29 protein-coding genes are annotated in these 24,626 nt (G+C 53.3%); 16 read left to right on the top strand and 13 right to left on the bottom strand.

Annotated features, from left to right (window positions below):
- Nucleotides 1–31: 31 nt before the first annotated feature.
- On the top strand, nucleotides 32–1,087 hold the full coding sequence (locus FD744_RS11245) for a rhodanese-related sulfurtransferase (RefSeq protein ID WP_058959603.1): 1,056 nt from the start codon (nucleotides 32–34) through the stop codon (nucleotides 1,085–1,087).
- A 44-nt stretch (nucleotides 1,088–1,131) separates the two neighbouring features.
- On the opposite strand, the gene FD744_RS11240 is transcribed toward FD744_RS11245, so the two are convergent.
- The 10 genes from FD744_RS11240 to mdtH form a co-directional block, all read right to left on the bottom strand.
- Nucleotides 1,132–1,707: a YceI family protein gene (locus FD744_RS11240; protein ID WP_160868235.1), complete on the bottom strand. Its 576-nt coding sequence runs from the start codon at nucleotides 1,705–1,707 to the stop codon at nucleotides 1,132–1,134.
- Between the two features lies 1 nt (nucleotide 1,708).
- Nucleotides 1,709–2,281, bottom strand: coding sequence for a cytochrome b (locus FD744_RS11235; RefSeq protein WP_097119601.1), 573 nt, complete (start codon nucleotides 2,279–2,281; stop codon nucleotides 1,709–1,711).
- A gap of 294 nt (nucleotides 2,282–2,575) precedes the next feature.
- Complete coding sequence (gene solA, locus FD744_RS11230) at nucleotides 2,576–3,691, bottom strand: N-methyl-L-tryptophan oxidase (RefSeq protein WP_034820146.1); 1,116 nt, start codon at nucleotides 3,689–3,691, stop codon at nucleotides 2,576–2,578.
- Nucleotides 3,692–3,798: 107 nt separating this feature from the next.
- Nucleotides 3,799–4,053: a biofilm formation regulator BssS gene (gene bssS, locus FD744_RS11225; protein WP_013508627.1), complete on the bottom strand. Its 255-nt coding sequence runs from the start codon at nucleotides 4,051–4,053 to the stop codon at nucleotides 3,799–3,801.
- A 288-nt stretch (nucleotides 4,054–4,341) separates the two neighbouring features.
- A complete protein-coding gene (locus FD744_RS11220) occupies nucleotides 4,342–4,611 on the bottom strand; it encodes a hypothetical protein (protein ID WP_034820140.1) in 270 nt (89 codons plus the stop codon).
- 143 nt (nucleotides 4,612–4,754) lie between these two features.
- On the bottom strand, nucleotides 4,755–5,000 hold the full coding sequence (gene dinI / locus FD744_RS11215) for a DNA damage-inducible protein I (RefSeq protein WP_034820137.1): 246 nt from the start codon (nucleotides 4,998–5,000) through the stop codon (nucleotides 4,755–4,757).
- Nucleotides 5,001–5,068: 68 nt separating this feature from the next.
- Nucleotides 5,069–6,115, bottom strand: a complete 1,047-nt coding sequence (gene pyrC / locus FD744_RS11210) for a dihydroorotase (RefSeq protein ID WP_160868234.1) — start codon at nucleotides 6,113–6,115, stop codon at nucleotides 5,069–5,071.
- A gap of 135 nt (nucleotides 6,116–6,250) precedes the next feature.
- Nucleotides 6,251–6,814: a lipoprotein gene (locus tag FD744_RS11205; protein WP_038647632.1), complete on the bottom strand. Its 564-nt coding sequence runs from the start codon at nucleotides 6,812–6,814 to the stop codon at nucleotides 6,251–6,253.
- 110 nt (nucleotides 6,815–6,924) lie between these two features.
- Nucleotides 6,925–7,572, bottom strand: a complete 648-nt coding sequence (gene grxB / locus FD744_RS11200; protein ID WP_058959598.1) for a glutaredoxin 2 — start codon at nucleotides 7,570–7,572, stop codon at nucleotides 6,925–6,927.
- A gap of 91 nt (nucleotides 7,573–7,663) precedes the next feature.
- On the bottom strand, nucleotides 7,664–8,866 hold the full coding sequence (gene mdtH / locus FD744_RS11195) for a multidrug efflux MFS transporter MdtH (protein ID WP_160868233.1): 1,203 nt from the start codon (nucleotides 8,864–8,866) through the stop codon (nucleotides 7,664–7,666).
- A 244-nt stretch (nucleotides 8,867–9,110) separates the two neighbouring features.
- On the opposite strand from mdtH, the gene rimJ reads away from it, so the two are divergent.
- The 4 genes from rimJ (at nucleotide 9,111) to murJ (ending at nucleotide 12,940) form a co-directional block, all read left to right on the top strand.
- On the top strand, nucleotides 9,111–9,704 hold the full coding sequence (gene rimJ / locus FD744_RS11190; protein WP_034820126.1) for a ribosomal protein S5-alanine N-acetyltransferase: 594 nt from the start codon (nucleotides 9,111–9,113) through the stop codon (nucleotides 9,702–9,704).
- 12 nt (nucleotides 9,705–9,716) lie between these two features.
- On the top strand, nucleotides 9,717–10,358 hold the full coding sequence (locus tag FD744_RS11185) for a DUF480 domain-containing protein (protein WP_034820121.1): 642 nt from the start codon (nucleotides 9,717–9,719) through the stop codon (nucleotides 10,356–10,358).
- A gap of 1 nt (nucleotide 10,359) precedes the next feature.
- Complete coding sequence (locus FD744_RS11180) at nucleotides 10,360–11,280, top strand: Gfo/Idh/MocA family protein (RefSeq protein ID WP_160868232.1); 921 nt, start codon at nucleotides 10,360–10,362, stop codon at nucleotides 11,278–11,280.
- Between the two features lie 121 nt (nucleotides 11,281–11,401).
- On the top strand, nucleotides 11,402–12,940 hold the full coding sequence (murJ, locus tag FD744_RS11175; protein ID WP_097119606.1) for a murein biosynthesis integral membrane protein MurJ: 1,539 nt from the start codon (nucleotides 11,402–11,404) through the stop codon (nucleotides 12,938–12,940).
- 31 nt (nucleotides 12,941–12,971) lie between these two features.
- Here the strand turns inward: murJ and flgN are convergent, their stop codons facing one another.
- From flgN to flgA, 3 genes are all read right to left on the bottom strand, one after another.
- Nucleotides 12,972–13,403 carry a flagellar export chaperone FlgN gene (gene flgN, locus FD744_RS11170; RefSeq protein ID WP_058959595.1) on the bottom strand — a complete coding sequence of 144 codons (432 nt, stop codon included), beginning with the start codon at nucleotides 13,401–13,403 and terminating at the stop codon, nucleotides 12,972–12,974.
- A gap of 5 nt (nucleotides 13,404–13,408) precedes the next feature.
- Entirely contained in the window at nucleotides 13,409–13,717 is a 309-nt protein-coding gene (gene flgM, locus FD744_RS11165; protein WP_034830662.1) for a flagellar biosynthesis anti-sigma factor FlgM, read from the bottom strand.
- Nucleotides 13,718–13,822: 105 nt separating this feature from the next.
- Complete coding sequence (gene flgA, locus FD744_RS11160) at nucleotides 13,823–14,482, bottom strand: flagellar basal body P-ring formation chaperone FlgA (protein ID WP_034830664.1); 660 nt, start codon at nucleotides 14,480–14,482, stop codon at nucleotides 13,823–13,825.
- 153 nt (nucleotides 14,483–14,635) lie between these two features.
- On the opposite strand from flgA, the gene flgB reads away from it, so the two are divergent.
- The 11 genes from flgB to flgL all read left to right on the top strand — a co-directional run bounded on the left by flgB (nucleotide 14,636) and on the right by flgL (nucleotide 24,548).
- Nucleotides 14,636–15,049 carry a flagellar basal body rod protein FlgB gene (gene flgB / locus FD744_RS11155; RefSeq protein ID WP_034830667.1) on the top strand — a complete coding sequence of 138 codons (414 nt, stop codon included), beginning with the start codon at nucleotides 14,636–14,638 and terminating at the stop codon, nucleotides 15,047–15,049.
- A gap of 2 nt (nucleotides 15,050–15,051) precedes the next feature.
- Nucleotides 15,052–15,456: a flagellar basal body rod protein FlgC gene (gene flgC, locus FD744_RS11150; RefSeq protein WP_034830669.1), complete on the top strand. Its 405-nt coding sequence runs from the start codon at nucleotides 15,052–15,054 to the stop codon at nucleotides 15,454–15,456.
- A 12-nt stretch (nucleotides 15,457–15,468) separates the two neighbouring features.
- The gene (gene flgD / locus FD744_RS11145) at nucleotides 15,469–16,143 is read left to right on the top strand and encodes a flagellar hook assembly protein FlgD (RefSeq protein WP_160868231.1); all 675 of its coding nucleotides are present in this window, start codon (nucleotides 15,469–15,471) and stop codon (nucleotides 16,141–16,143) included.
- Nucleotides 16,144–16,168: 25 nt separating this feature from the next.
- A complete protein-coding gene (gene flgE / locus FD744_RS11140) occupies nucleotides 16,169–17,389 on the top strand; it encodes a flagellar hook protein FlgE (RefSeq protein ID WP_160868230.1) in 1,221 nt (406 codons plus the stop codon).
- Between the two features lie 20 nt (nucleotides 17,390–17,409).
- Entirely contained in the window at nucleotides 17,410–18,168 is a 759-nt protein-coding gene (locus FD744_RS11135) for a flagellar basal body rod protein FlgF (RefSeq protein WP_034830676.1), read from the top strand.
- A gap of 17 nt (nucleotides 18,169–18,185) precedes the next feature.
- Nucleotides 18,186–18,968, top strand: a complete 783-nt coding sequence (flgG, locus tag FD744_RS11130; protein WP_034830678.1) for a flagellar basal-body rod protein FlgG — start codon at nucleotides 18,186–18,188, stop codon at nucleotides 18,966–18,968.
- A 61-nt stretch (nucleotides 18,969–19,029) separates the two neighbouring features.
- The gene (locus FD744_RS11125; protein ID WP_034830679.1) at nucleotides 19,030–19,740 is read left to right on the top strand and encodes a flagellar basal body L-ring protein FlgH; all 711 of its coding nucleotides are present in this window, start codon (nucleotides 19,030–19,032) and stop codon (nucleotides 19,738–19,740) included.
- Nucleotides 19,741–19,751: 11 nt separating this feature from the next.
- Nucleotides 19,752–20,858, top strand: a complete 1,107-nt coding sequence (locus tag FD744_RS11120; RefSeq protein ID WP_045813994.1) for a flagellar basal body P-ring protein FlgI — start codon at nucleotides 19,752–19,754, stop codon at nucleotides 20,856–20,858.
- Nucleotides 20,858–21,799 carry a flagellar assembly peptidoglycan hydrolase FlgJ gene (gene flgJ, locus FD744_RS11115; RefSeq protein WP_034830681.1) on the top strand — a complete coding sequence of 314 codons (942 nt, stop codon included), beginning with the start codon at nucleotides 20,858–20,860 and terminating at the stop codon, nucleotides 21,797–21,799. Before FD744_RS11120 ends, flgJ begins: the two co-directional genes overlap by 1 nt.
- A gap of 118 nt (nucleotides 21,800–21,917) precedes the next feature.
- Complete coding sequence (gene flgK / locus FD744_RS11110) at nucleotides 21,918–23,564, top strand: flagellar hook-associated protein FlgK (RefSeq protein WP_160868229.1); 1,647 nt, start codon at nucleotides 21,918–21,920, stop codon at nucleotides 23,562–23,564.
- Between the two features lie 21 nt (nucleotides 23,565–23,585).
- Nucleotides 23,586–24,548 carry a flagellar hook-associated protein FlgL gene (flgL, locus tag FD744_RS11105; RefSeq protein ID WP_160868228.1) on the top strand — a complete coding sequence of 321 codons (963 nt, stop codon included), beginning with the start codon at nucleotides 23,586–23,588 and terminating at the stop codon, nucleotides 24,546–24,548.
- The last annotated feature ends 78 nt before the right edge of the window (nucleotides 24,549–24,626 follow it).

Genomic DNA, 24,626 nt, shown 5'->3' with positions numbered 1-24,626 from the left:
ATTTCTCTGATTGCTAACAGGATCGAACACCATGCCAGTGTTACATAACCTTGTTTCCAATAAAGAGCTGAAAGAACGTATGCTGGCTGAAAACGAGCCGCGTACCACAGTCTCTTTTTACAAGTACTTCCAGATTGCCGACCCGAAAGTCTTCCGTGATGCCCTCTACATTGCGCTAACAAAGCTCAAGGTCTTTGGACGCGTCTACGTGGCAAAAGAGGGGATCAACGCGCAAATAAGCGTTCCTGCCAGCCAGTACGAAGCCATGAAAACTGCACTGTATGCGTTTGACCCGGCGTTAAATAACCTGCGAATGAACATTGCGCTGGACGATGATGGCAAATCTTTCTGGGTACTGCGCCTGAAAGTTCGTGAGCGCATTGTGGCCGATGGCATTGAAGATGAAAGCTTTGATGCCAGCGATGTCGGTGCCTATTTAAAAGCCGCAGACGTCAATGCGATGCTGGATGATCCCGATGCGGTGTTTGTCGACATGCGTAATCACTACGAATTCGAAGTGGGCCATTTCGATCAGGCGATGGAAGTCCCGGCCGACACCTTCCGCGATCAGCTGCCGATGGCCGTGGATATGCTGCAGGAGCATAAAGACAAAAAGATTGTCATGTACTGCACCGGCGGGATCCGCTGCGAAAAAGCCAGTGCGTGGATGAAACACAAAGGCTTCAATGATGTTTACCACATTGAAGGCGGCATCATTGAATATACCCGCCGTGCGCGTGAGCAGGGTTTGCCTGTCCGTTTCAAAGGTAAAAACTTTGTGTTTGATGAACGTATGGGCGAACGTATTTCTGACGATATTCTCTCGAGTTGCCACCAGTGCGGCGTGCCGTGCGATAGTCACACTAACTGCGTCAATGACGGATGCCATCTGCTGTTCATTCAGTGCCCGAGCTGTGCGGAGAAATACCACAACTGCTGCAGCCCGCTGTGCATGGAAGAGGCGACATTAACACCGGAAGAGCAGCGTTCACGCCGCGCAGGCCGTGAAAACGGTAATAAAGTGTTCAACAAGTCGCGTGGTTTACTCAATATGACGATGGCGATCCCCGCGCCAGAGAAAAAGTAAACGACATCCAGCCTGAAGTCACATGATCTCAGGCTGGCTCTGACTTACTGCCGCACACCTTCCACAGAAACAATCAGCTCTGCTTTCTGCGATGCCGGTCCAAGATCTTTAGTGATATTGAATTCCTTCAACACAATTTCACCGTGAGCTTCAAAGCCGGCACGATAGCCACCCCAGGGATCTTTACCTTCGCCCAGCAGGCGTGCATCCAGGGTGATCGGTTTTGTCACGCCATTGAGCGTCAGATCACCTGTGATCTTATAATCGTTACCCTCTTTTTTGACTGCCGTTGAGGCGAAAGTCGCTTGCGGGAATTTGGCGGTGTTAAGAAAATCGGCACTGCGAATATGCTTGTCGCGTTCGGCATGGTTAGTGTCGAGGCTGGCGGTGTTCAGCGTGACGCTAACCTTATCGCTCGCAGGGTTAGCTTCGTCAAAGCTGAAAGTCCCGTCAAAATCCTTAAACGTGCCGTATAACCAGCTATAACCCAGGTGCTGGATACGGAACTGTACGAAGGCGTGCTGGCCTTCTTTATCAAATTTATAGTCTGCTGCGCTGGCCAGCAAACTGGTGCCTAACAGACTGGCGGCACTCAGTGTCAGTAGCGTCTTCTTGAGCATTTTACTTCTCCTTTTCAGAGGTTAACGGGATGCGGTAACCCAGCATCCTTTTCAATGTGACGTCTCGATCAATAAAATGGTGTTTTAATGCCGCCAGCCCATGCAGCGCGGAAAACAGCACTAATCCCCAGGCCAGCCACAAATGCAGATCGCCAGCCAAATCAGCCTGTTCACCTGCTCCACTTAACAGGGCGGGCACTTCGAACCATCCGAACACAGAGATAGCTTTGCCATCGGCGGTCGATATCAGGTAGCCGCTTACCAGTAGCAGCAACAACAAGCCATACAACAGCCCGTGAGCCAGGCTGGCGGAGCGGCGAATTAAGGGAGAATAGTGTGGTAAGAGTGCGGGTGGGGGAGAAATAACACGCCAGCCAAGGCGCAGCAGTAATGTGGCAAATAGGAGCATGCCAATGCCTTTGTGGATTTCCGGGGCGCTGTGATACCAGCCATCGTAATATCCCAATCCGACCATCCACAGACCCAGCGCAAACATGCCGTAAATGACCAGCGCCATGAGCCAATGCAACATAATCGTCATTAGCCCGAAATGTTGTCTGGAGTTACGCCACATACAAGTGAATCCATATCTGGAAATAGGTGGTAATAAGCATCCATACTTTGAAATATGAAAGCAATTAAGCTTACCTTTCTATAAAATTTAAAAAGACATTCGGAAATTGTGCGTTTATATCGATGTCTGCGTCAGAAATATTGACGATGGTTGTATAGGTGGCGGGGAAATAAAATTGAATTGAATATTGCTACACCTAATGCGGCAATCTTAACGCTAAAATGTCAGGAAAGAACTGTTAATGTAAGCTTGCGTCAATATAAGGCTGGCGCCTGAGGCGCCAGCGAGACAACGTTAAGCAAAGCGCGAAAGTGAAAACGGCTTCAGGTCAAAGGAGAAGGGCTTATCCTGGGCAAATTCACTGGCAAGTTCACCTAATACGCTGGCAAATTTAAATCCGTGTCCACTCAAGCCGGTAATAATTAATCGATTTGGCTCGCCTGGAAGGGTATCTATAATAAAGTCTTCGTCAGGTGTGTTGTCATAACTGCAGGCCTCACCGTGTAAGCAAACGCCAACCCCCGGTAAGAACTGACGCAGGAAACTGAAGGCTTCACTGCCATCTGCAGCGATACTGCCGAAAGGTTTACGATCTTCGGGTTTCTGCATCAGCTGCCCGCCATCGTGACGTCCCACTTTTAATGCATTGTTGTCGGCAGGGAAGCCATAAAAGTGACTGCCATCAGGCATCTCCACCGTGAAGCCTGGAAATTGGTTGTTCTCGCTATAACGTCCATCTGCCTGATACCAGGCAAAGACTTTACGCACCGGTTGTACTGGCAAATCTTTTACCAGCTCACTCACCCAGGTTCCGGCACTGACCAATAATTTACGCGCGCGAAACACGCCGTCGCGGGTAGTGACTTGCTGCAAGTCACCATCGCGTGCGATCTCACTCACCGGGCAATTAAACAGTTGTGCGCAGCCCGCCTGTTCAGCCAGCTGTATCCAGCTACGAACCGCCTGCTCACATTTCAGGAAGCCGGAGTGAGGTTCGAATACCCCAATGTAGCCGTCGGGCACAGAGATCTGCGGCCAGCGCTTGCGCACTTCGTCTGCCTGCAGGATTTTTACTTCCAGTTGATACGTTTTGGCGCTGTCGATGACATTTTGGATAAATGAGGAAGTGAGGGGGGCCAGATTGAGGATGCCGCTTCGATGCATAATGCGTTCACCGCTCTGACGTTCCAGCTCATCCCACAAGGTTTGTGCGCGCAGCACCAGCGGGACATAGCGTTCACCTTCGCCATAGGCATGGCGGATCAGGCGTGTTTCACCGTGGTGTGTGCCCTGGCTGTGCGGAGGATGGGCACTATCAATCATCAATACCGATAAGCCTGCCTGGGTTGCGTAAAAACCGGCGGCGGCTCCCACCGATCCGCTGCCCACCACAATCAGATCATAAACCATAACCACATCACTCCTGCCAAACGACGAAATTTTTCAACAGCATAGCAAAAAAATCGTGTCCATGAAAAAGGCACCCTATTGGGTGCCCTTTCACGCGAAGTAAGAAATTAGTGCTTTTGATTATCGCGTAGGTATTGCTCTGTGGACTCAATCTTTGCAATGCCAGCTTCGAGTATCGAGATGAACTGTCTGGCTACGTCGGTAGTCAGCCAGTAGGTGGGTCCCACGTCAGCTTCTTCTTCTTTCTGATCCTGCGATGATAGCGAGTGCAGGCGGATCATCATGGCGTCATAACTGTCTACGGTACTGATGTCCCATCCAACCAGCGGATGAGTCTGAATGACGTCTTTATTTCTGTCCATTATAACCTCCTTATTACTCGTTAAACGAAGTGCTTCTTGAGGTTCAATGCGGCTTTTCTTGCACTAGCGGAACAATTATAACATGAAACAGGCGGTACAATAGTTAAAACGTGTGGCGATTAAAAAGAGAACGATAATAAATGCGTTCAGAATGCGACTTTTGTCGAATAATAAAGTGCCCGCTGCTTCGGGCCTTTATTCGATAATCGTGACAGTGGCTACACCTTAGTTATCGGCGGTGTTAGGGGAAAACTTTACGCTGCAGCGACAAGTAAAAAAAGGCCAGTTTCAGGCCTGCGCTTCTGGAGGCAGCTGGCCATTACGCCGCTGAATCTCTTCAGCCAACCGAGTAAAGTGCTGCTGTAACTGTGCGTCGTGGTTCTGATTTTGCGCTTCGAGCGACAGATTATGCACCAGTAACTGACTGGCGCGATCGTCGAGGCAGAACGTCAAACTGGCAAAGGCATTTTCCAGCACCGTTAAACGTCGCTGCTGTTCAGCAATTAATGCCAGCAATTCACCGAAGGTCATCGCCTCTTCTGGTTTTTCAGTAGTCATGTAAAACACCTCCCGTAAGCATGACGAGGCAAGGATAGGGGATCGTTAAACATGAGTCTAGATGCAGCGACTTTATCTGGCGAGAGGGAAATTAAAACAAAAAAACCGGGTGGCGAAACCCGGCAAAAACGGCACAGTGGCAGTTAATCAGTAATAAACCAGTCGTCTGCGCTTTCCCACGTTTCTTGTAAAATATCGCTAATGCGTTCGCGTGACGCTTTACAGCCACCAAAAACGCTCAATTGATTGCCACCCGCATAACGGACTTTGACATGGTGATCGTCATCGGGAAAATCACGGGAAATACGACGGGTAAGTTCGGCACTGAGTGCATCCAGTGCACCTGCGGGAAGGGGCTGAGTTTTCGCTACGGTAATTTCAACACGCATAAAAGCCTCCGGGATAATATACTGGTTATTTGTACAGTAAAATTATCCCAAAGGCAAGCTGTGCAATATTATTCTTTGATACGCCAGTTTAGGGTTTCACCTGCCAGGAACGGCACCAGCTTGTCATCGGCCACGTTGATGGTGTCCTGCACTGTCCAGGACTCACGTACCAGCGTCAGTGTGCCCTCATTCAGCGGCAGGCCGTAGAAGTTCGGACCGTTTTCTGAACAGAACGCTTCGAAATGTTCCAGCGCATTCAACTCTTCGAATACCGTGGCATAAGCAGGCAGTGATGTCGGGGCGTTAAACACACCGGCACAGCCGCAGCTCGCCTCTTTAAGGTGACGAAGATGTGGTGCGGTGTCCGTGCCAAGGAATACGCGACGATTGCCGCTGGCCACCAGGCTGCGCAGCGCTTCCTGATGAATATTGCGTTTCAGGATCGGCAGGCAATAGAGATGAGGGCGAACACCGCCCACCAGCATGTGGTTACGGTTAAACATCAAATGCTGTGGTGTAATGGTGGCACCCAGCAGGTCGTTGCCCGCAGCCAGATATTCTGCCGCTTCTTTAGTGGTGATGTGTTCCATCACCACTTTCAGGGCTGGGAAGCGCTGACGCAGCGGTTCCAGCACGGTTTCGATAAAGCGTGCTTCACGGTCAAAAATATCGATGTGCGAATCCGTGACTTCACCGTGTACCAGCATCGGCATACCGATCTGCTGCATACGATCCAGCACGCTGGCAATGGAGTCAATATTGGTGACGCCGTGGCTGGAGTTGGTGGTGGCATGCGCGGGATAGAGTTTCGCTGCGGTAAAAGTCCCGTTGCGGAAGCCACGCTCAATTTCATCCGCATCTAATGAATCGGTGAGGTAGCAGGTCATCAGTGGCGTAAAAGCGTGTTCAGCGGGCAGCGCAGCCATAATGCGCTCGCGATAGGCAATGGCGGCCTCGACGCTGGTCACCGGTGGAACCAGGTTTGGCATGACAATCGCACGACCATTGACCGCACTGGTATAAGGCAAAACTGCATTAAGCATCGCGCCATCGCGCAGATGGATATGCCAATCGTCAGGGCGGCGAATCGTGATTTGCTGGGGTTGGGCTGTCATTCAAAAAGGCTCCGGCTGAGAAAAAACGAATGGGCACGTTTAGGCCGGGGAGTAATCATAAGGGTGTGAGCAACCGTTTGCACGGGATTTTATTGCCGGAAACAAAAACCGCACCCGAAGGTGCGGTAGTTGAGGTTAATCCGTAAACGGAATCACCAATTGTCCCGGTTTCACTTCAATACCCTTGGCAAATTTCTTCGCCAGTGCTTCCCCTTTACTACGGTCTTCGCTCAGCACATAGGCAGGCTTCTCATTGAAGTAGCGTTTGAGAGACTCATTAAGATAAGGCGTCAGTGTTTTCATGATGGACGCCATCTTTTCTGGTTGTACTTGCGCGTCGACAATTTCAATATCATGCAGATAAATCGCGCCTTCCTGTGCATTGAAAATCGGCTGCGCTTTCATCTTCAGCTGCATCTCAGCCTGCTGCGGACCAAACAGCGAGCTGACATTGATGTTTGCTTTGCCGGAGAGGGTAATCTTACCGGGTTCTTCACGCCCAATCTGACTGGTGAGATCGCTGAGCACGATGTGTGCATTGACCAGCCCGGATACGCCGACGTCTTTTTCGAAGTTATTGCGCTTCTGCAGCGCTTGATTCACTTCCTGTTCGCTAATGGTGTATTGCGTCAATTGATTACAGCCGCTCAACAGCACGGCTAAAAACAGGGCTAATAGCCCAGACATCGCCTTTTTCATAGATCCTCATCCTGAACGATACGGCAAAACAGCCATAGCCTGCCTGAAACCGGGCCAGGTGTCACCAGGAGAGGGATGAGAAACGCCGCAGCGTTTCTCATCGGACGGGGCTATGCCGCGATGGAAGAGAGCAGGTTAATCTGGGTTTGCTTCGCCATATTGTCGCGGTAATCCGCTACGCGACTCGGCCATTCGATGCCAGCCACTAAGGTGAGCGAACGCAGGAGCGGAAACAGATTGATATCGTCTTCAGACAGTTCGCCATTCACGGCATTGGGTTTGACGATGAGCTTATCGAGTTGACGCAGGTCATCACTGATGTTTTTTATCAGCCCGGGCGCGTGTTTACGTAGCTCAGTGAAATCTCCGACGCTGGCCTGTTTTTTCTCACGGAAGTAACTCCGCGCTTCCGGCGTGGCAAATTCCGCAAACGAGGCATCAGCGATGCGCGGAATCAGCAGCTTATTGATATAGCCGTTAACGCGGCGCAGCCATTCGCTGATGGCGGGGTTGTTTTTGCCATTAAGCAGCGGCTCGCGATCCTGCTTATCCACCAATCGGACAATGTCCATACTCTCTGGCATCGCACTGCCATCGGCTTTTTGCAGAATGGGGGCCATCTTCTGCCCGATGAGTTTTTTTGGCATCTGCTCATCGTCATTGAGCATAACGATCAATTCAACCGGCAGGTTCTTTAAGCCAAAAATCATGCGTGCTTTCACGCAGAAAGGGCAGTGATCGTAGATGTAGAGTTTCATCCCGTTTCTCCTGTGTAAATCTAAGGGTGACAAAGGTCACCCTTTTTCCGGACGTGCGGGAAGTATGGAAGAGATCCTCCGAAGGGGCAAACTAGCTGCTGAAGATGATCGGTGCCACCGGGCGCGGCTGGAACTGCCACCACAATGCCAGCAGAGTGATGATGCCAACGCTGCTCAGCAACATCCAGGGCAGTTCAGGCAGAGCCAATTGCTGGCCCATGTCGAACATCCACCCACCACCGGAGTAGCCAATCAGACCGCCGATGGCCAGACCTAAACGACTGAATCCCATGTAACTGCCCCGCGCGCGTGAACTGGCCAACGATGCGCTGAGCGTCTCGCGTGCCGGTTCGGCGATGATGGACCCCAGGTAGAACACGCCGATTAACAAAAACAGCGAAGGGAGAGATTGGGTCATGCCGACAGGCAGCAGGCTAAAGGTCATCAGGAATAAACCCGCCATAAGCCGGGTTTCCAGGCGGAAGCGTTTTTCGCTCCAGCGGGCCAGCGGATAGAGCAGGCTGAGCGACAGCATGGCTTCGATGGCGTACATCCATTTCACGGCGGCGGGCGCACCAGCCACCTGATTCACCATCACCGGCAGCATCAGCATGACCTGCACGGCCAGAATGTAGTAGCCGGTCAACGTCAGCACATAGAGGCGAAAACGTTTATCCTGCCAGACACGCTGCATACCTTCGCGCATCGCAATGCGTTCGGTTGAGATGCGCCACGCCGGTAGCCACACGGCGTTAAATATCGCCGCAGCGACAAACACCGCTGCACCCACCCAGCACACCAGGCGGAAATCCCACGCCAGCAACCAACTGCCAATCAGCGCCCCTAGCACCGCTCCCGCGCTGTCCTGCATCATCAGCAGCGAGAAGAAGCGACCGCGTTCACGAGCGCGCACCAGTTTCATCACCATGGCGCTGCGGGGTGGGTCAAACAAGGTGCCACCGAGTCCGGAAAGTAAACAGGCTAGCCACAGCATCCAGGGTTGATGCGCCAGCGCCATGCAGGCAAATCCGGCTGCGCGCATCAGCATGCCCGTCACAATCAGCGGACGTGCGCCAAAACGGTCCGCAATCGCGCCGCCGAAAATGCCTAGCCCCTGCTGTACAAATTGACGCAAACCCAGCGCGATACCCACCATTAACGCCGCCCAGCCCAGTTGCTCAACGAAATGGATAGAAATCAGTGGAAATACCACGAAAAAGCCTAACACCACCAACATGTTATCGACTAAGAGGAATGTTTTACCGAGGCGTCGTGCCCGCGCTACCCGAGACATGCTTAATCCTGAGCAAGAGAAGAGAAAAGTGACCAGTTGGTCTATTTTCCGCCTGCGCTGACGGGAAAGACAGCGTATCCAGGATGATATTTTTTCATCGAATCCGCAGAAAAATTAATCCTGGATAAGGATGAATTGCGTGGCAGGGTCTTGAGGGTTTTACCGTAGTGAAAGGGACGGTTATAGTGAGAAGTATCGCCTCAGGCGTACATCTTTCTTAAAGTTATGGATTTCAGGAGTCATGATGTTTGGCTATCGTTCTGCTGGACCCCGCGTGCGCCTGACTACCGATCGTTTGGTGGTCCGTTTAGTTCACGAGCGCGATGCCTGGCGATTGGCAGATTATTATGCAGAGAACCGCGTCTTCCTCAAACCCTGGGAGCCGGTGCGCGACGAAAGCCACTGCTACCCCTCAGGCTGGCAGGCACGCCTTGGGCTGATCGCGGATATGCATAAACAGGGCTCTGCCTACTATTTTGTGCTGATGGACCCGGAAGAGCATGAAGTGCGCGGAGTGGCCAATTTTAGCAACGTGCTGCGCGGTTCATTTCACGCTTGTTACCTCGGTTACTCATTAGGCGAGAAGTGGCAGGGGCAAGGCATGATGTTTGAAGCGTTGCAGTCAGCGATTCGCTATATGCAACGACAGCAACGCATTCACCGCATTATGGCTAACTATATGCCGCATAATCAGCGCAGCGGTGATTTGCTGGCGCGTCTCGGATTCGAGAAAGAGGGTTATGCCAAAGATTACCTGCTGATTGATGGACGCTGGCAGGATCACGTGCTGACCGCGCTGACGTGGCAGGAGTGGACCGCGGATCGTCGTGGACAATAAAAGGAAAACCGCATGAAGATGGCTTTATCGGCGCAGGCGCTGCGTGTGATCGGTTGCCTGTTAGAGAAACAGGTCACCACTCCGGATCAATATCCGCTTTCCCTTAACGGCGTGGTCACCGCCTGTAATCAAAAATCCAACCGTGAACCGGTGATGAACCTGAGTGAAATGGAGGTGCAATCTCAGCTTGATGAGCTGGTGAAAAAGCATCTGGCCACCTCCAATAACGGGTTCGGTCAACGCGTCAGTAAGTATGAACAGCGCTTCTGTAACTCTGCATTCGGTAATTTGCAGCTTAACAGCGCAGAAGTGGCGGTGCTGACGCTACTGTTCTTACGCGGCGCACAGACGCCGGGTGAGCTACGTACCCGTAGTGGACGTTTGCATGAGTTCAGCGATATGAATGAGGTCGAGCAAACGTTGAACGGCTTAATCACCCGTGATGACGGCCCGATGGTGGTGCGTCTGGCACGTGAGCCGGGTAAACGCGAAAGCCGTTATATGCATCTGTTCGGCGGCGATGTGGCTGAAGCACCCGCCGCGAGCACGGATGAGATGGACAGTGAAGATTTGGTCAGCCGGGTTGCGCAGTTGGAACAACAGGTGGCTCAGCTGCAATCCCAGCTGGAGCACCTGTTGCAGAAGGAGCAATAACATGACGCTACGTATCGGTATTGTTGGATTAGGCGGCATCGCGCAAAAAGCCTGGTTGCCCGTGTTGTCGCACGCCACCGACTGGCAGCTGGCAGGGGCGTTTTCGCCGAATCAGGCTAAAGCCCAGCCGATTTGCGACAGCTACCGCATGCCATATTTCAGTCAGCTGGACGCGCTGGCAGCCGCCAGTGATGCGGTCTTTGTGCACAGCAGCACCGCCAGTCATTTTGAAGTGGTGCAGGCGTTGCTGCTGGCGGGCAAAGATGTTTGCGTGGATAAACCATTAGCCGAAACCCTGCAGCAGGCGGAAGCGCTGGTGGCACTGGCAGAGAAGCGCAAACGTAAACTGATGGTGGCGTTTAATCGTCGCTTTGCGCCACGCTATCAACAGTTGAAAGCGGAAATGCCGCGAGCGGCTTCACTGCGTATTGAGAAGCATCGCGCGGATAGCGTGGGTCCAGGGGATTTGCGCTTTACTCTGCTGGATGACTACCTGCACGTGGTGGATACGGCGCTGTGGCTGGCAGGGGGCAAACTCACGCGTGAGCAGGGCTTTATTGAAACCAATGAGGAGGGGGCGATGCTGTACGCCGAACATCACTTCTCGGCGGGAGCGTTGCAAATCACCACCAGTATGCATCGTCGCGCCGGCACACAGCGCGAAGTGGTGAGCGCCATCTGCGACGGTGACTACATCGAAATTAATGAGATGCGTGATTGGCAGCAGGAGAACCTCGGCGGCTTACGTACCGACCCGGTAGCCTCCTGGCAAAGCCATCTTGCTCAGCGTGGTTTCAGCGGTGCGGCACAGCATTTTATCCAGTGCGTACAAAATCAGACGATGCCTGAAACCAGCGGTGAACAGGCGCTGGCGGCGCAGCGTCTGGTGGAAAAACTGTGGCGCGATGCCGAACAGGAATAACCCCTTGTAACACTCAATGCTGGTCATTTCCCGCCGTGGCAGTAGACTATCGCCGGACATCAGCAGATGTCCGCGCTAAGCTGCTCATTTATCCGACACTTTTCAGGATGCGCCACTCAAAATGAATTTGTTGAAATCGCTGGCTGCGGTCAGTTCGATGACCCTTTTTTCCCGCGTGCTGGGCTTTGCCCGTGATGCCATAGTGGCACGCGTTTTCGGTGCCGGTATGGCCACCGATGCCTTCTTCGTGGCCTTTAAACTGCCCAATTTGCTGCGCCGTATCTTTGCGGAAGGCGCCTTTTCTCAGGCGTTTGTGCCCATTCTTGCCGAATACAAAAGCAAGCAGGGCGAAGAGGCCACACGCGTATTTGTGGCCTACGTTTCCGGCTTGCTGACGCTGGTGCTGGCGGTGGTGACGGTGCTCGGCATGATTGCCGCACCCTGGGTGATTATGGTCACTGCGCCCGGATTTGCTGATACCGCCGATAAATTCGCGCTGACCAGTTCGCTACTACGCGTTACCTTTCCTTATATTCTGCTGATCTCCCTGGCGTCGCTGGCCGGTGCGATACTCAACACCTGGAATCGCTTCTCGGTTCCGGCATTTGCGCCGACGTTATTAAACATCAGCATGATTGGCTTTGCGGTGTTTGCTGCCCCGCATTTCCATCCACCGGTGATGGCGCTGGCATGGGCTGTGGTGGTCGGTGGGGTGTTGCAACTGTTCTACCAACTGCCGCACTTGAAGAAAATCGGCATGCTGGTGTTGCCGCGCCTCAACCTGCGTGACGCCGGTGTATGGCGCGTCATGCGCCAAATGGGACCGGCGATTCTTGGCGTATCGGTGAGCCAAATATCCCTGATCATCAACACCATTTTCGCCTCATTCCTCGTCTCGGGTTCAGTGTCGTGGATGTACTATGCTGACCGTTTAATGGAGTTCCCGTCGGGCGTATTGGGTGTCGCACTGGGCACGATTTTGCTGCCATCGTTAGCGAAGAGTTTCGCCAGCGGCAATCATGATGAGTACTCGCGTCTGATGGATTGGGGCCTGCGCCTCTGCTTCCTGTTGGCCCTGCCGAGCGCCGTTGCCCTCGGCATTCTCTCTGGCCCACTGACCGTGGCACTGTTCCAGTACGGTAAATTCACCGCGTTCGATGCCGCCATGACGCAGCGTGCGCTGGTGGCGTATTCGGTAGGATTGATGGGGCTGATTGTGGTCAAAGTGCTAGCGCCCGGATTCTATTCGCGTCAGGACATTAAGACCCCGGTGAAGATTGCGATTGTGACGCTGATCATGACGCAGGTGATGAACCTGGCGTTTATCGGCCCGCTCAAACATGCCGGATTGTCGTTGTCGATTGGATTAGCGGCTTGTCTAAATGCCGCGCTGCTGTACTGGCAATTACGTAAACAGGATATCTTCCAGCCGCAGCCGGGTTGGTTTAGCTTCCTGGTGCGTCTGATGATTGCGGTTGTGGTCATGGCAGCAGCGCTGCTGGGCATTCTGCATGTGATGCCGGCCTGGGAAGAAGGGCAGATGTGGTGGCGGTTACTGCGTCTGGCTGCAGTCTGTGCTATTGGCGGTGGTGCTTACTTTGTCATGCTGGGTCTGTTGGGCTTCCGCCCGAGAGATTTTGCCCGCCGCACGCTGGCATAAAAAAATCCCGCCTCGGCGGGATTTTTCTTTATTAACCTTTGCGGCTGAGCGTCGACTGACCTTTGCCTAATCCATCGGGACCGTAAAACGCCTGAGTCTGGTGCGGTTTCAGTACCGAGAGCGCATCATTGGTGAAGCTGATTTGATGCTGCAGCAGAATACCGTTATGAGTGTTGGTATCGCGCAAACGGCGGGTATGCTGCTGAATGCTCTGCCAGCGGCGTTCACGATCGCTGTGACCATCATAGGGCGCCTGAGTACCGAGTGATTTTTCGGTATTTCGGCGCATGTCGTCCAGATAATTCAACGTCGTCAGCAGCGCGCTTTTATCTTCTGATATGCGCTGCAACAGGTTGCCATTAACCTGGCCGGCAGACAGTTGCTGTTGCTCTTCATCCATCACCACAGTGAGTGAAGCCAGCACGTCCTGCATTTTATCTAAGGTGGTCAGCAGATTGTCCATTGGGATTAGTTACCCTCTAAATACGCCTTGGTATCGGCGATCAGCGCGTCGGCGATCTTACCGGTATCCATTTTCAGTTCGCCATTACGAATAGCGGTTTTCAGTTGTTCAACACGTGCAGTGTTGATGTCTTTGCTGCCCGGCTGCATTAACTGCGCCTGAGCCGTGCTCAACTTCACTTCAGCACCGCTTTCACTGGTGCTGGCGTTGGTTGAAGCAGTAACGTTTTGGCGCACCTTGCCGTTGTTATCGTTGGTGTCGCGGGATTGTACAGTGCTCACCGGAATTAAAGGCTGCGTTCTGTCGATGCTCATGGTCGTGCTCCTGTAAGGTCAGCTGAGGGTCAGTCAACTGAGTCAGCATAGGGTAATGTCTTTGTTGATATCTCTATCGGCAGAACAACAAGGTTCTTTAACGCTTTATAGCGATATCAGAATATTCCCATCCGCGTCGACGCGCCCACTGACAACCTGACCATTTCCCATGCGCACGCGCACCATTTGTGCCGCGCTGGCGTTGTTCAGCGCACGTCCTTCGCTACTGGCATTAAACCCGTTTCCGCTGGCTACCACCATCACATTTTGTCCTGCTTTAACCCGCCAGGGCTGACGTAGCATCATCGCGGTCACCGGCTGTCCAGGCGGGATATCGCGCAGCGCAATCGCATCGGCCACGCTGTTGTTATCGAACAGGGCTCGCGGAGGCAGTTCATCCAGACGCCCGGTCTCGAGACGGAAATCATTCGGGTCGAGGGTACTGCCACGTGCGACCTGACGGCTGGCAACTAAATACTGACCGGTCACCTGTACCTGAACCTGCAGGAAACGACGATTCTGATCGCAACTGGCGGCAATGCTGAGATTACCCCACTGGCGGCTGTTGCCCGGCAGTTGTAACGCCGGTGCCTCGCAGGTCGGCCACTGCTCTTTGGGCGTGCGCACCACTACGGTCATCCCCGCGGCATGTTGCGGATCGCGCGCTTTAAAAAACTGCGTTAACTGTGCGGTCAGGTCCGCCGCATGGCCGGGCAGCGCGAAGGCCAACAACAACGTGGCCAGCAAAGATAAAGAACTGCGCATAAACGCCTCCTGTCGAGAAGATGGCCTGAGTCTACTCTTCGCGCGAAAAATTCAATGTCAAAAATAGCCGTGATTTTTGCTGCTATTCAGACGATCGCCCTTGCATTTGTCCACTTAAGCTGTCAGCTCGATATTCTCATTCGCGGAGGAAGCATGCTCGACAAACTCGATGCCGCGCTGCGATTTGGTACAGAAGCGTTAAATCTGCGTGCTCAGCGCCAGGAAATCCTGGCGTCCAATATTGCCAACGCCGATACCCCGGGCTACCAGGCGCGGGATATCGACTTTGCCAGCCAGCTGAGCAAGGTGATGGAAAATGGTCGCGCGGAGGGGAGCAGCATGGCGCTGAAAGTCACCTCTTCACGCCACATCGCTGCTGAAACCAACTCTCAGCCATCCATGGACCTGATGTACCGCATTCCCGATCAACCTGCCGCGGATGGCAACACCGTGGATATGGATCGTGAACGTACGCAGTTTGCTGATAACAGCCTGAAATACCAAACCGATCTCACCCTCATCAGTAGCCAAATCAAAGGCATGATGAGCGTTCTGCAGGGGCAATAACCATGGCATTGCTGAATATTTTTGATATCGCCGGTTCTGCGATGACCGCGCAATCACAGCGCCTCAACGTCAGTGCCAGTAACCTGGCCAACGCCGACAGCGTCACCGGGCCGGATGGCCAGCCTTATGTGGCAAAACAGGTGATATTCCAGACCGATGCCGCCCCTGGCGCGGCGACCGGTGGCGTCAAGGTCGCGGGCGTGGTGAACGATCCTACCCCAGCCAAATTGGTGTACGACCCAGGTAATCCGATGGCGGATGAGAAGGGTTACGTCAAGATGCCAAACGTCGATGTCGTATCAGAAACCGTTAACACCATGTCAGCGTCTCGCAGCTATCAGGCCAACGTCGAAGTGTTGAACACGGTGAAATCAATGATGATGAAAACCCTGACGATGGGTCAATAACGGAGCATAAATATGAGCGTAGCAGTCGGCGTTAATGCCAATCTTGACCCAACGGTACTGAGTTCAACCAGTTCATCGAGCACTGGAAATACTTCAGAAGACCTGCAGAACCAGTTCCTGACCATGCTGGTGACGCAGTTGCAGAACCAGGACCCCACCAATCCGATGGATAACAGCCAGCTCACCACGCAGCTGGCACAGATCAACACCCTGAGCGGCATTGAGAAGCTGAATACCACCCTGGGTTCCATCTCTGGCCAGCTCACCACCAGCCAGTCGCTGCAGAGCACTACGCTGATCGGCCATGGTGTGATGATCGATGGCAGCCAGATCCTGGTTGGTAGTGGTACCACGACACCATTCGGTGTCGAGTTAACTACCGCATCCACAGCGACCACGGCGACGATCAAGGACAGCAGCGGTACGGTGGTTCGCACCATTGATTTGGGTGCGCTGTCTTCCGGTGTGCATACCTTCTCGTGGGACGGCACCGATGCAAATGGCGCTACTGTTGCAGACGGTAAATATTCAGTATCCATTGCAGCCAGCAATGGCACAACACAACTGGTGGCTCAGCCGCTCAACTATGCCTACGTCAATGGCGTGAGTACGGTCGATGACACCTCCAAACTGGATCTCGGCACCATGGGCTCCGCGACCCTCGATGAAATTCGTCAGATTCTCTGATTAACCTTTTAGCAGGAGAAATAATATGTCTTTTTCACAAGCGGTAAGTGGTCTGAGTGCTGCCTCCAGTAACCTCGACGTCATCGGTAACAACATTGCCAACTCCGCCACTGCCGGCTTTAAATCCAGCACCATCTCTTTTGCCGATATGTTCGCCGGTTCAAACGTGGGTATGGGTACGAAAGTGGCTGCAGTCATCCAGAACTTCAACGATGGCACCACCACCACTACCAGCCGTGGTCTCGATGTGGCATTGAGCGGTAACGGTTTCTTCCGTATGACCGACTCCAGTGGAGCAGTTTATTATTCACGCAACGGTCAGTTTACTTTGGATGAGAACCGTAATCTGGTGAACACCCAGGGTCTCTCAGTAACCGGATATCCGGCCACAGGGACTCCACCGACAATTCAAACCGGTGCAAACCCGGTCGCGCTGAGTGTGCCTACCACTCAGATGTCAGCACGTGCCACAACGACTGCGACACAAGTAGCGAATTTGAACTCAACCAGTACTGCATTGGACGATACCGCATTTGATGCCTCCAACGTCGACACTTACAACGCCAAAAGTACGGTAACCGTGTATGACTCACAGGGTAATGATCATGCTTTGGATCTGTACTATGTGAAAACGGCTGATAACACCTGGAGTGTTCACGCTATTGATTCCACGACAGGAACAAGCGCTGGCGATTTTGCAGCAGTCTTTGACTCTAGTGGCAACATGACGAGCTTAGGCGGTGTGGCTGGAGCAACTTCAGTATCCCTGACCATCAACGGTTCTAATGGGGCCGCAGCAGGGCAGGCAATCACATTGAGTATGAGTGGTAGCCTGCAGCAGAACACCGGGACGACTACATTTGGTAACCCAACTCAGGATGGATACGCGCCTGGCGATCTGACCAGCTACGCGATTAACGACGATGGCACTATCACAGGCACCTACTCCAACCAGCAGACTCAGTTGCTTGGTCAGATCGTACTGGCAAGCTTCTCAAACCCAGAAGGTCTGAAATCCGAAGGCGACAACGTCTGGTCAGCCACCAGCTCTTCAGGTCAGGCTGCTATTGGGCTTGCCAACACCGGTACTTACGGTTCGCTCACTTCGGGTGCACTGGAGGCGTCTAACGTCGACATGAGCCAGGAGTTGGTCAACATGATCGTGGCGCAGCGTAACTATCAGGCCAACGCCCAGACCATCAAAACGCAGGACCAGATTCTTAACACCTTGGTTAACTTACGTTAATTCGCTAACGGGATTGCACTATGGATCACGCAATATATACCGCGATGGGCGCCGCCAGTCAGACGATGGAACAACAATCGGTGACCGCCAGCAACCTCGCCAACGCCTCAACGCCGGGCTTTCGCGCCCAGCTCAACGCGTTGCGTGCGGTGCCGGTCAACGGCTGGTCGCTGCCGACGCGCACCTTAGTGGCTGCCTCAACGCCGGGTGCCGATATGACGCCAGGGGCGATGGACAACACCGGACGCCCGCTCGATGTGGCCGTACAGCAAGATGGCTGGCTGGCGGTGCGTACCGCTGACGGTTCTGAAGCCTATACCCGCAACGGCAACATGCAGATCAGCTCGACCGGTATTTTGACCATTCAGGGCAATCCCGTGATGGGCGATGGCGGTCCAATCGCCATTCCACAAGGCTCCGAACTGACCATCGCGGCTGACGGTACCATCACTTCGCGTAATGCGGGTGATGCACCGAACGCCACGGTGCAGATTGGCAAGCTGAAGCTGGTTAAGGCCACGGGCAAAGAGTTACAGCGTGGTGACGACGGCATGTTCCGTCCAACCCAGGCGACGCAGGCGACACGCGGTGCGGCTTTAGCTCCTGATGCAACGGTCGCGGTCATGCCAGGTGTGTTGGAAGGCAGCAACGTTAAGCCAGTGGAAACCATGGTCGACATGATCGCCAACGCCCGACGTTTCGAGATGCAGATGAAAGTCATCACTAACGTCGATGAAAACGAACAAAAAGCCAATCAACTGCTCAACATGAGCAGCTAAGGCTTAAGGAAAACAACATGATTCGTTCTTTATGGATCGCTAAAACCGGCCTTGACGCCCAGCAAACCAATATGGACGTCATTTCGAACAACCTTGCGAACGTTTCAACCAACGGGTTTAAACGTTCGCGTGCCGTGTTCGAAGATCTGATGTATCAGACGCTGCGTCAGCCGGGCACGCAGTCATCGGAACAGACCACATTGCCTTCAGGCTTGCAGATTGGTACCGGTGTGCGCCCAGTGACCACCGAGCGTCTGCATACCCAGGGCAACTTGTCGCAGACCAGCAACTCAAAAGACGTGGCGATCAACGGTCAGGGTTATTTCGAAGTGCAGATGCCAGACGGTACCTCTTCATATACGCGTGACGGTTCATTCCAGGTAGATCAGAACGGTCAGCTGGTGACCAACGCCGGCTATCCGGTTCAGCCTGGGATCACTATTCCGGCGAACGCCACCAGCATCACCATCTCGCGTGACGGTGTGGTGAGCGTGACGCAGCAGGGGCAGACCAACCCAGCGCAGGTGGGACAGTTGACGCTGAGCACCTTTATGAACGATGCGGGCCTCGATAGCCTGGGTGAAAACCTCTATCAGGAAACGCAGGCATCCGGTGCGGCGACGCAGAGTACGCCAGGGCAGAACGGCGCTGGTTTGCTGTATCAGGGTTATGTTGAAACCTCTAACGTCAACGTGGCGGAAGAGTTGGTCACCATGATTCAGACGCAGCGTGCTTATGAAATCAACAGCAAAGCGATCACCACCTCTGATCAGATGCTGCAGAAATTAACCCAGGTTTAATCTGGGGCCGTTGGGCCAGCCTGGCTGGCCCGATTAAGAACATGAATAAGGTCAGAACTCCGTGGCGAAGCAAGTGATTCTCAAGCCTGGGCATTGGTTAGTAGCCACGCTGCTACTGACATTAAACGGTTGTGCGTTAGTCCCGCGTACGCCTCTGGTGCAGGGTGCCACAACGGCAGAACCCACGCCTTCCGCACCGCCAGTGGTAAACGGTTCCATTTTCCAGGGCGTTGCGCCACTGAACTATGGCTATCAGCCGCTGTTCGAAGACCGCCGTCCACGTAACATTGGCGATACTCTGACGATTACGCTGCAAGAAAATGTCAGCGCCAGCAAAAGTTCTTCAGCCAATGCGAGTCGCGATGGCAGCAACAGCTTTGGCGTGAGCACTGTGCCAACCGGCCTGAGCGGTCTGGTCGGCGCCGCCGGTGAGAAAGCCGGACTGGATGCCAATGGCAAAAATGACTTCGCTGGCAAAGGTGGCGCAACGGCCAATAACACCTTTACCGGCACAATCACCGTCACCGTGAATCAGGTGTTGTCGAATGGCAACCTGCGCGTGGTCGGTGAGAAACAGATCGAAATTAACCAGGGAACCGAATTTATTCGCTTCTCCGGTGTGGTTAACCCACGCACCATCAGCGCCAGCAACGCCGTGTTGTCAACGCAGGTGGCCGATGCACGTATTGAGTATGTCGGAAACGGGTATATCAATGAGGCGCAAACCATGGGCTGGTTCCAGCGTTTCTTCCTGAACGTGTCGCCGATGTAATCGAGGTAATGATGAAAATGAACACTCTGCTGCGTCTGAGCCTGAGTCTGCTGCTCGGTGTCAGTTTGATGGCCCAGGCTGACCGCATTCGCGATCTGACATCCGTACAGGGCGTGCGCGAAAACCAGCTGATCGGTTACGGCCTGGTGGTGGGGCTTGATGGGACAGGTGACCAGACAACGCAAACCCCGTTTACCACCCAGACGGTAAGCAACATGCTGTCGCAGCTCGGTATCACCGTGCCCACCGGCACCAATATGCAGCTGAAAAACGTGGCGGCGGTTATGGTCACGGCAAAGCTGCCGTCGTTTGCACGGCAGGGGCAGAATATTGACGTAGTGGTCTCTTCGCTGGGTAACGCCAAAAGCCTGCGCGGTGGCACGCTGTTAATGACGCCGATGAAAGGGGTTGATAACCAGGTGTACGCGCTGGCGCAGGGAAATATTCTGGTAGGCGGTGCAGGTGCATCTGCAGGTGGCAGCAGTGTGCAGGTTAACCAGCTAAACGGTGGCCGCATTACTAATGGTGCAACGGTAGAGCGCGAGCTGCAAAGTAACTTTGGCAGCCAAAACACCATCAATCTCCAACTGAATACTGAAGATTTCACCATGGCGCAGCGTATTGCCGATGCGATTAATAGCCGTGGCGTGGGTTCAGCGCAACCACTCGATGCGCGTACCGTGCAGATCCGCGTTTCACCCAACAACAGTTCACAGGTGCGCCTGCTGTCAGAAATCCAGAATATAGACGTTTCCGTACCGGTTGAAGATGCCAAAGTCATCATCAACTCGCGTACCGGTTCGGTGGTCATGAACCGCGAGGTAACGCTCAATACCTGTGCTGTGGCGCAAGGCAACTTGTCGGTGACAGTGAATCAGCAGCAGAACGTCAGCCAGCCGAACACGCCGTTCGCCGGTGGACAAACCGTGGCGACTACGCAGACGCAGATCGACTTGCGCCAGAGCGGCGGAGCCTTGCAGCGTGTTAACGCCAGCGCCAACCTCAATAACGTGGTCCGTGCCCTGAACGCCCTGGGCGCAACGCCGATTGAGCTGATGTCGATTCTGCAGTCGATGCAAAGTGCAGGCTGTCTGCGCGCCAAACTGGAAATCATCTGATGACCGATACGCAATCGCTGATGAGTGCGGCCTATGACAGCCGCTCACTGAACAACCTGAAACGCGAAGCAGCCGCCGACCCGAAAGGGAAGGCGCTGCAGGTGGCAAAACAGGTTGAGGGAATGTTCGTACAGATGATGTTGAAAAGCATGCGTGAAGCGTTGCCGCAGGATGGCATCTTCAGCAGCGACTCAACGAAGATGTACACCTCAATGTACGATCAGCAGATTGCGCAGGAAATCGGTAAACGCGGGCTGGGTATGGCGGATTTGATCGTCAAACAGATGCAGCCCGCGCAAGAGCCTGATGAAACCGCTGGCACGGTACCGATGAAGCTGGATAACAGCTTCATTTATAGCAATCTGCCTTCCAACCAACTGGAGCAGATGGTACGCAAAGCGGTGCCGCGTCTGCCGGTCTCGCCGTCCAGTTTCCCAGCGGATAGCAACGACTTTATTGCCCAGTTATCCCAACCCGCGCAGGCTGCGAGTCAGCAGAGTGGTATTCCACATCACTTGATCCTTGCCCAGGCGGCGCTGGAATCGGGTTGGGGACAACGCCAGATTCTGACGCGCGACGGCAAGCCGAGCTACAACGTGTTTGGCATCAAGGCCGGTGGTGACTGGAAGGGCGCAACCACCGATATCATGACCACCGAATATGAAGGTGGCGTGGCGAAGAAAGTGCGTGCCACCTTCCGTGTGTATGGTTCCTATATGGAAGCACTCAGCGACTACGTCAAACTGCTGTCCAATAACCCGCGCTATGCCGCCGTTGCCAATGCCGCAACGCCGGAGCAGGGCGCACGAGCCCTGCAGGCAGCGGGCTACGCCACCGATCCGAAATATGCGCAGAAATTGGTGGGAATGATCCAGCAATTCAAAAACATGGGCGAGAAAGTCGTGAAGGCGTACAGCCAGGATATCACCGATTTGTTCTGATTTTTTATCTCAAGTTTCACTTAAGCACGCCGATAACCATCATAAGCTGCGGGCGTTTTAGCCCGCCCAATCGCACTGATGACTGCCAGCCCGGTTAACGGGAAATAAAGGAACCGAGATGTCCAGCATAATTAACTCAGCGATGAGTGGGCTGAGCGCCGCACAGGCCGCATTAAGCACCACCAGTAACAACATCAGCAACTACACGGTAGCGGGTTACTCACGTCAGACCATCCTGCTTAGCCAGTCCAATAGTACGTTATCAGGCACCAGCTACTACGGTAACGGCGTGAATGTCACTGGTGTGCAGCGCGAATATGATGAGTTTATTACCGCGCAGTTACGCGGCTCCAGCGCTAACTACAGTGCAGTCAACACACAATATAATCAGATTTCCAATATCGATGATTTACTGTCGACGTCGACTACCAGCCTGTCGACTTCCATTCAAAGCTTCTTCACCAACGTGTCTAACGTGGTGAGCAATGCGAATGATCCATCAGCACGCCAGTCGATGCTGAGTTATGCGCAAGGTCTGGTCAATCAATTCCAGACCACGGCGCAATATCTGACAAGTATGCAAAACAGTGTTAACACGGATATCACATCGAGCGTTGACCAGATAAACACATATACCAGTCAGATTGCAGACCTTAATGTGCAAATTGCCAAACTAACCACGGCAAGCGGTGCGGCACCAAATGATTTATTGGACCAGCGTGATGAGCTAGTCAATAACCTGAACAATGTGGTTGGCGTGACTGTGTCGCAGCAGGATGGAAATTACATCGTATCCATGGGCAGCACGACATTGGTCAGCGGCAAAAATACCACCCAACTGGTGGCGATGCCATCCAGTAGTGATCCTTCACGCATTACCGTAGGTTATGTCGATAAGCTAGCGGGTAACGTGGAAATTCCTGAGAAGACACTGACGACCGGTTCATTAGGTGGGCTGTTAGCCTTCCGTACGCAAGACCTTGATACAGCACAGAATCAATTAGGCCAGTTGGCCGCAGCCTTCACCACCAGCTTCAATGCGGTGCAAACCGCAGGGTATGACAGTAACGGTAATCAAGGCACTGATTTCTTCACCATTGGCAGCCCAACCGTATTAAGCAACACCAAAAACACCGGTAGTGCAACGGTGACGGCTGAGTGGTCTGATAGCAGCGCATTGAAAGCATCGAACTACACGGTGAGTTATGACGGCACCAACTGGTCTGTAACGCGTATGTCAGACAACGTAAAAGTGACGGCGACACCCGGCACCGATGCGGATGGGAATACCACACTGAGTTTTGATGGTCTCGATCTTACCGTAAGTGGAACTGCTCAGGCGAAAGACAGTTTCCTGGTCAAACCGGTGCAAAATGTTATCGGCGACATGTCGGTTGCCATCACTGATGAGTCGCAAATTGCTGCTGCATCCTCAGCGACCAGCGGTGAAAGTGACAACACCAATGCGCAGAAAATGTTGGATCTGCAGGATGCAAACCTGGTGAATGGCAACGCCACGCTGGCACAAGCCTATGCCACCATCGTGAGCACCGTTGGTAATAAAACCAGCACGCTGGAAACGGCTAGCACCACCCAGGAGAGTGTGGTGAGCCAATTGACCGACCGTCAACAATCCGTGTCTGGTGTTAACCTCGATGAAGAGTATGCCAACCTGACTAAATATCAGCAGTTTTACACGGCGAATGCCCAGGTATTGCAAACAGCGAACACGATTTTTAATGCGCTGATTGGCATCATGAGCTAAGTAGAGAGAGGATAAAAGCCCATGCGTCTTAGTACTAATATGATTTTCAACCAGCAGGTCCGCGGGATTACCGAGTCACAGGCATCCTGGTTGAAAGTGGGGCAGCAGCTTTCCAGTGGACTGCGCGTTAACACGCCATCAGACGATCCTATTGCTGCGGCAAGCTCAGTTGTGTTGGCGCAGTCACAAGCAAAAAGTAGTCAATATGCCACTGCGCGCACTTTTGCTACACAAAGTCTGTCGTTGGAAGAGAACACACTGCAAAGCGTCACCAATGGCATTATTGATGCGCAGTCCGCGCTTGTTGCGGCGTCAACCGGCACCTTGAGTGATGACGATCGTGCATCCTATGCCACTCAGCTTCAGGGCTTACGCGATCAGTTACTTGGCCTGGCGAACAGCAAAGATGCAAGCGGTCGTTATATCTTTGCCGGCTATAAAACAGAAGCTGAGCCGTTTAGCGATACCGGTACAGGTGTTACCTACGTCGGCGGAAGTGATGCCATCAGCCAGAAGGTGGATGACAGCCGCACGATGACGGTAGGAAACACCGGTGACTCTGTCTTTATGTCGATCACCAGCAATGCGAAAACTGAGCCTGACGGCAGCGCCAGTGAAACTAATTTGTTTAATATGTTGGATAGCGCCATTGCAGCACTGAAGGTGCCACAAGATGATGCCGATGATGCAACTAAGCAAGCATTCCAGGATGCAATGGATAAAACGAACCGCGGCCTGAGCAACTCTTTGAACAATGTGTTGGCGGTTCGCTCGGATGTCGGTATTAAACTCGACGAACTGGACACGCTGGATTCCCAAGGTGATACCAATGACACCATCATGGCGACTCAGATGAGTAATCTGGTGGAAGTGGATTACACCCAGGCTATCTCCAGCTACACCATGCAACAGACAGCACTGCAAGCGTCTTACAAGACCTTCACTGATATGTCGAAGATGTCACTGTTCCAGCTGAATTCATAAGATCTGACTTGAAAATTTGAGCGTGCTTAAACCGGGCGCGCTTAGTTTCTCCCACCGCCTTTTGGGGCCGTGGGATTT

This window comes from Pantoea sp. Taur (genome assembly GCF_009830025.1).
Classification (GTDB): domain Bacteria; phylum Pseudomonadota; class Gammaproteobacteria; order Enterobacterales; family Enterobacteriaceae; genus Pantoea; species Pantoea communis.
This window is presented reverse-complemented; position numbering and strand designations above follow the sequence as displayed.

Coding starts and splice junctions, on each gene's coding strand:
- FD744_RS11245 (WP_058959603.1), top strand. CDS start 32: ATGCCAGTGTTACATAACCTTGTTTCCAATAAAGAGCTGAAAGAACGT.
- FD744_RS11240 (WP_160868235.1), bottom strand. CDS start 1,707: ATGCTCAAGAAGACGCTACTGACACTGAGTGCCGCCAGTCTGTTAGGC.
- FD744_RS11235 (WP_097119601.1), bottom strand. CDS start 2,281: ATGTGGCGTAACTCCAGACAACATTTCGGGCTAATGACGATTATGTTG.
- solA (WP_034820146.1), bottom strand. CDS start 3,691: ATGGTTTATGATCTGATTGTGGTGGGCAGCGGATCGGTGGGAGCCGCC.
- bssS (WP_013508627.1), bottom strand. CDS start 4,053: ATGGACAGAAATAAAGACGTCATTCAGACTCATCCGCTGGTTGGATGG.
- FD744_RS11220 (WP_034820140.1), bottom strand. CDS start 4,611: ATGACTACTGAAAAACCAGAAGAGGCGATGACCTTCGGTGAATTGCTG.
- dinI (WP_034820137.1), bottom strand. CDS start 5,000: ATGCGTGTTGAAATTACCGTAGCGAAAACTCAGCCCCTTCCCGCAGGT.
- pyrC (WP_160868234.1), bottom strand. CDS start 6,115: ATGACAGCCCAACCCCAGCAAATCACGATTCGCCGCCCTGACGATTGG.
- FD744_RS11205 (WP_038647632.1), bottom strand. CDS start 6,814: ATGAAAAAGGCGATGTCTGGGCTATTAGCCCTGTTTTTAGCCGTGCTG.
- grxB (WP_058959598.1), bottom strand. CDS start 7,572: ATGAAACTCTACATCTACGATCACTGCCCTTTCTGCGTGAAAGCACGC.
- mdtH (WP_160868233.1), bottom strand. CDS start 8,866: ATGTCTCGGGTAGCGCGGGCACGACGCCTCGGTAAAACATTCCTCTTA.
- rimJ (WP_034820126.1), top strand. CDS start 9,111: ATGTTTGGCTATCGTTCTGCTGGACCCCGCGTGCGCCTGACTACCGAT.
- FD744_RS11185 (WP_034820121.1), top strand. CDS start 9,717: ATGAAGATGGCTTTATCGGCGCAGGCGCTGCGTGTGATCGGTTGCCTG.
- FD744_RS11180 (WP_160868232.1), top strand. CDS start 10,360: ATGACGCTACGTATCGGTATTGTTGGATTAGGCGGCATCGCGCAAAAA.
- murJ (WP_097119606.1), top strand. CDS start 11,402: ATGAATTTGTTGAAATCGCTGGCTGCGGTCAGTTCGATGACCCTTTTT.
- flgN (WP_058959595.1), bottom strand. CDS start 13,403: ATGGACAATCTGCTGACCACCTTAGATAAAATGCAGGACGTGCTGGCT.
- flgM (WP_034830662.1), bottom strand. CDS start 13,717: ATGAGCATCGACAGAACGCAGCCTTTAATTCCGGTGAGCACTGTACAA.
- flgA (WP_034830664.1), bottom strand. CDS start 14,482: ATGCGCAGTTCTTTATCTTTGCTGGCCACGTTGTTGTTGGCCTTCGCG.
- flgB (WP_034830667.1), top strand. CDS start 14,636: ATGCTCGACAAACTCGATGCCGCGCTGCGATTTGGTACAGAAGCGTTA.
- flgC (WP_034830669.1), top strand. CDS start 15,052: ATGGCATTGCTGAATATTTTTGATATCGCCGGTTCTGCGATGACCGCG.
- flgD (WP_160868231.1), top strand. CDS start 15,469: ATGAGCGTAGCAGTCGGCGTTAATGCCAATCTTGACCCAACGGTACTG.
- flgE (WP_160868230.1), top strand. CDS start 16,169: ATGTCTTTTTCACAAGCGGTAAGTGGTCTGAGTGCTGCCTCCAGTAAC.
- FD744_RS11135 (WP_034830676.1), top strand. CDS start 17,410: ATGGATCACGCAATATATACCGCGATGGGCGCCGCCAGTCAGACGATG.
- flgG (WP_034830678.1), top strand. CDS start 18,186: ATGATTCGTTCTTTATGGATCGCTAAAACCGGCCTTGACGCCCAGCAA.
- FD744_RS11120 (WP_045813994.1), top strand. CDS start 19,752: ATGAAAATGAACACTCTGCTGCGTCTGAGCCTGAGTCTGCTGCTCGGT.
- flgJ (WP_034830681.1), top strand. CDS start 20,858: ATGACCGATACGCAATCGCTGATGAGTGCGGCCTATGACAGCCGCTCA.
- flgK (WP_160868229.1), top strand. CDS start 21,918: ATGTCCAGCATAATTAACTCAGCGATGAGTGGGCTGAGCGCCGCACAG.
- flgL (WP_160868228.1), top strand. CDS start 23,586: ATGCGTCTTAGTACTAATATGATTTTCAACCAGCAGGTCCGCGGGATT.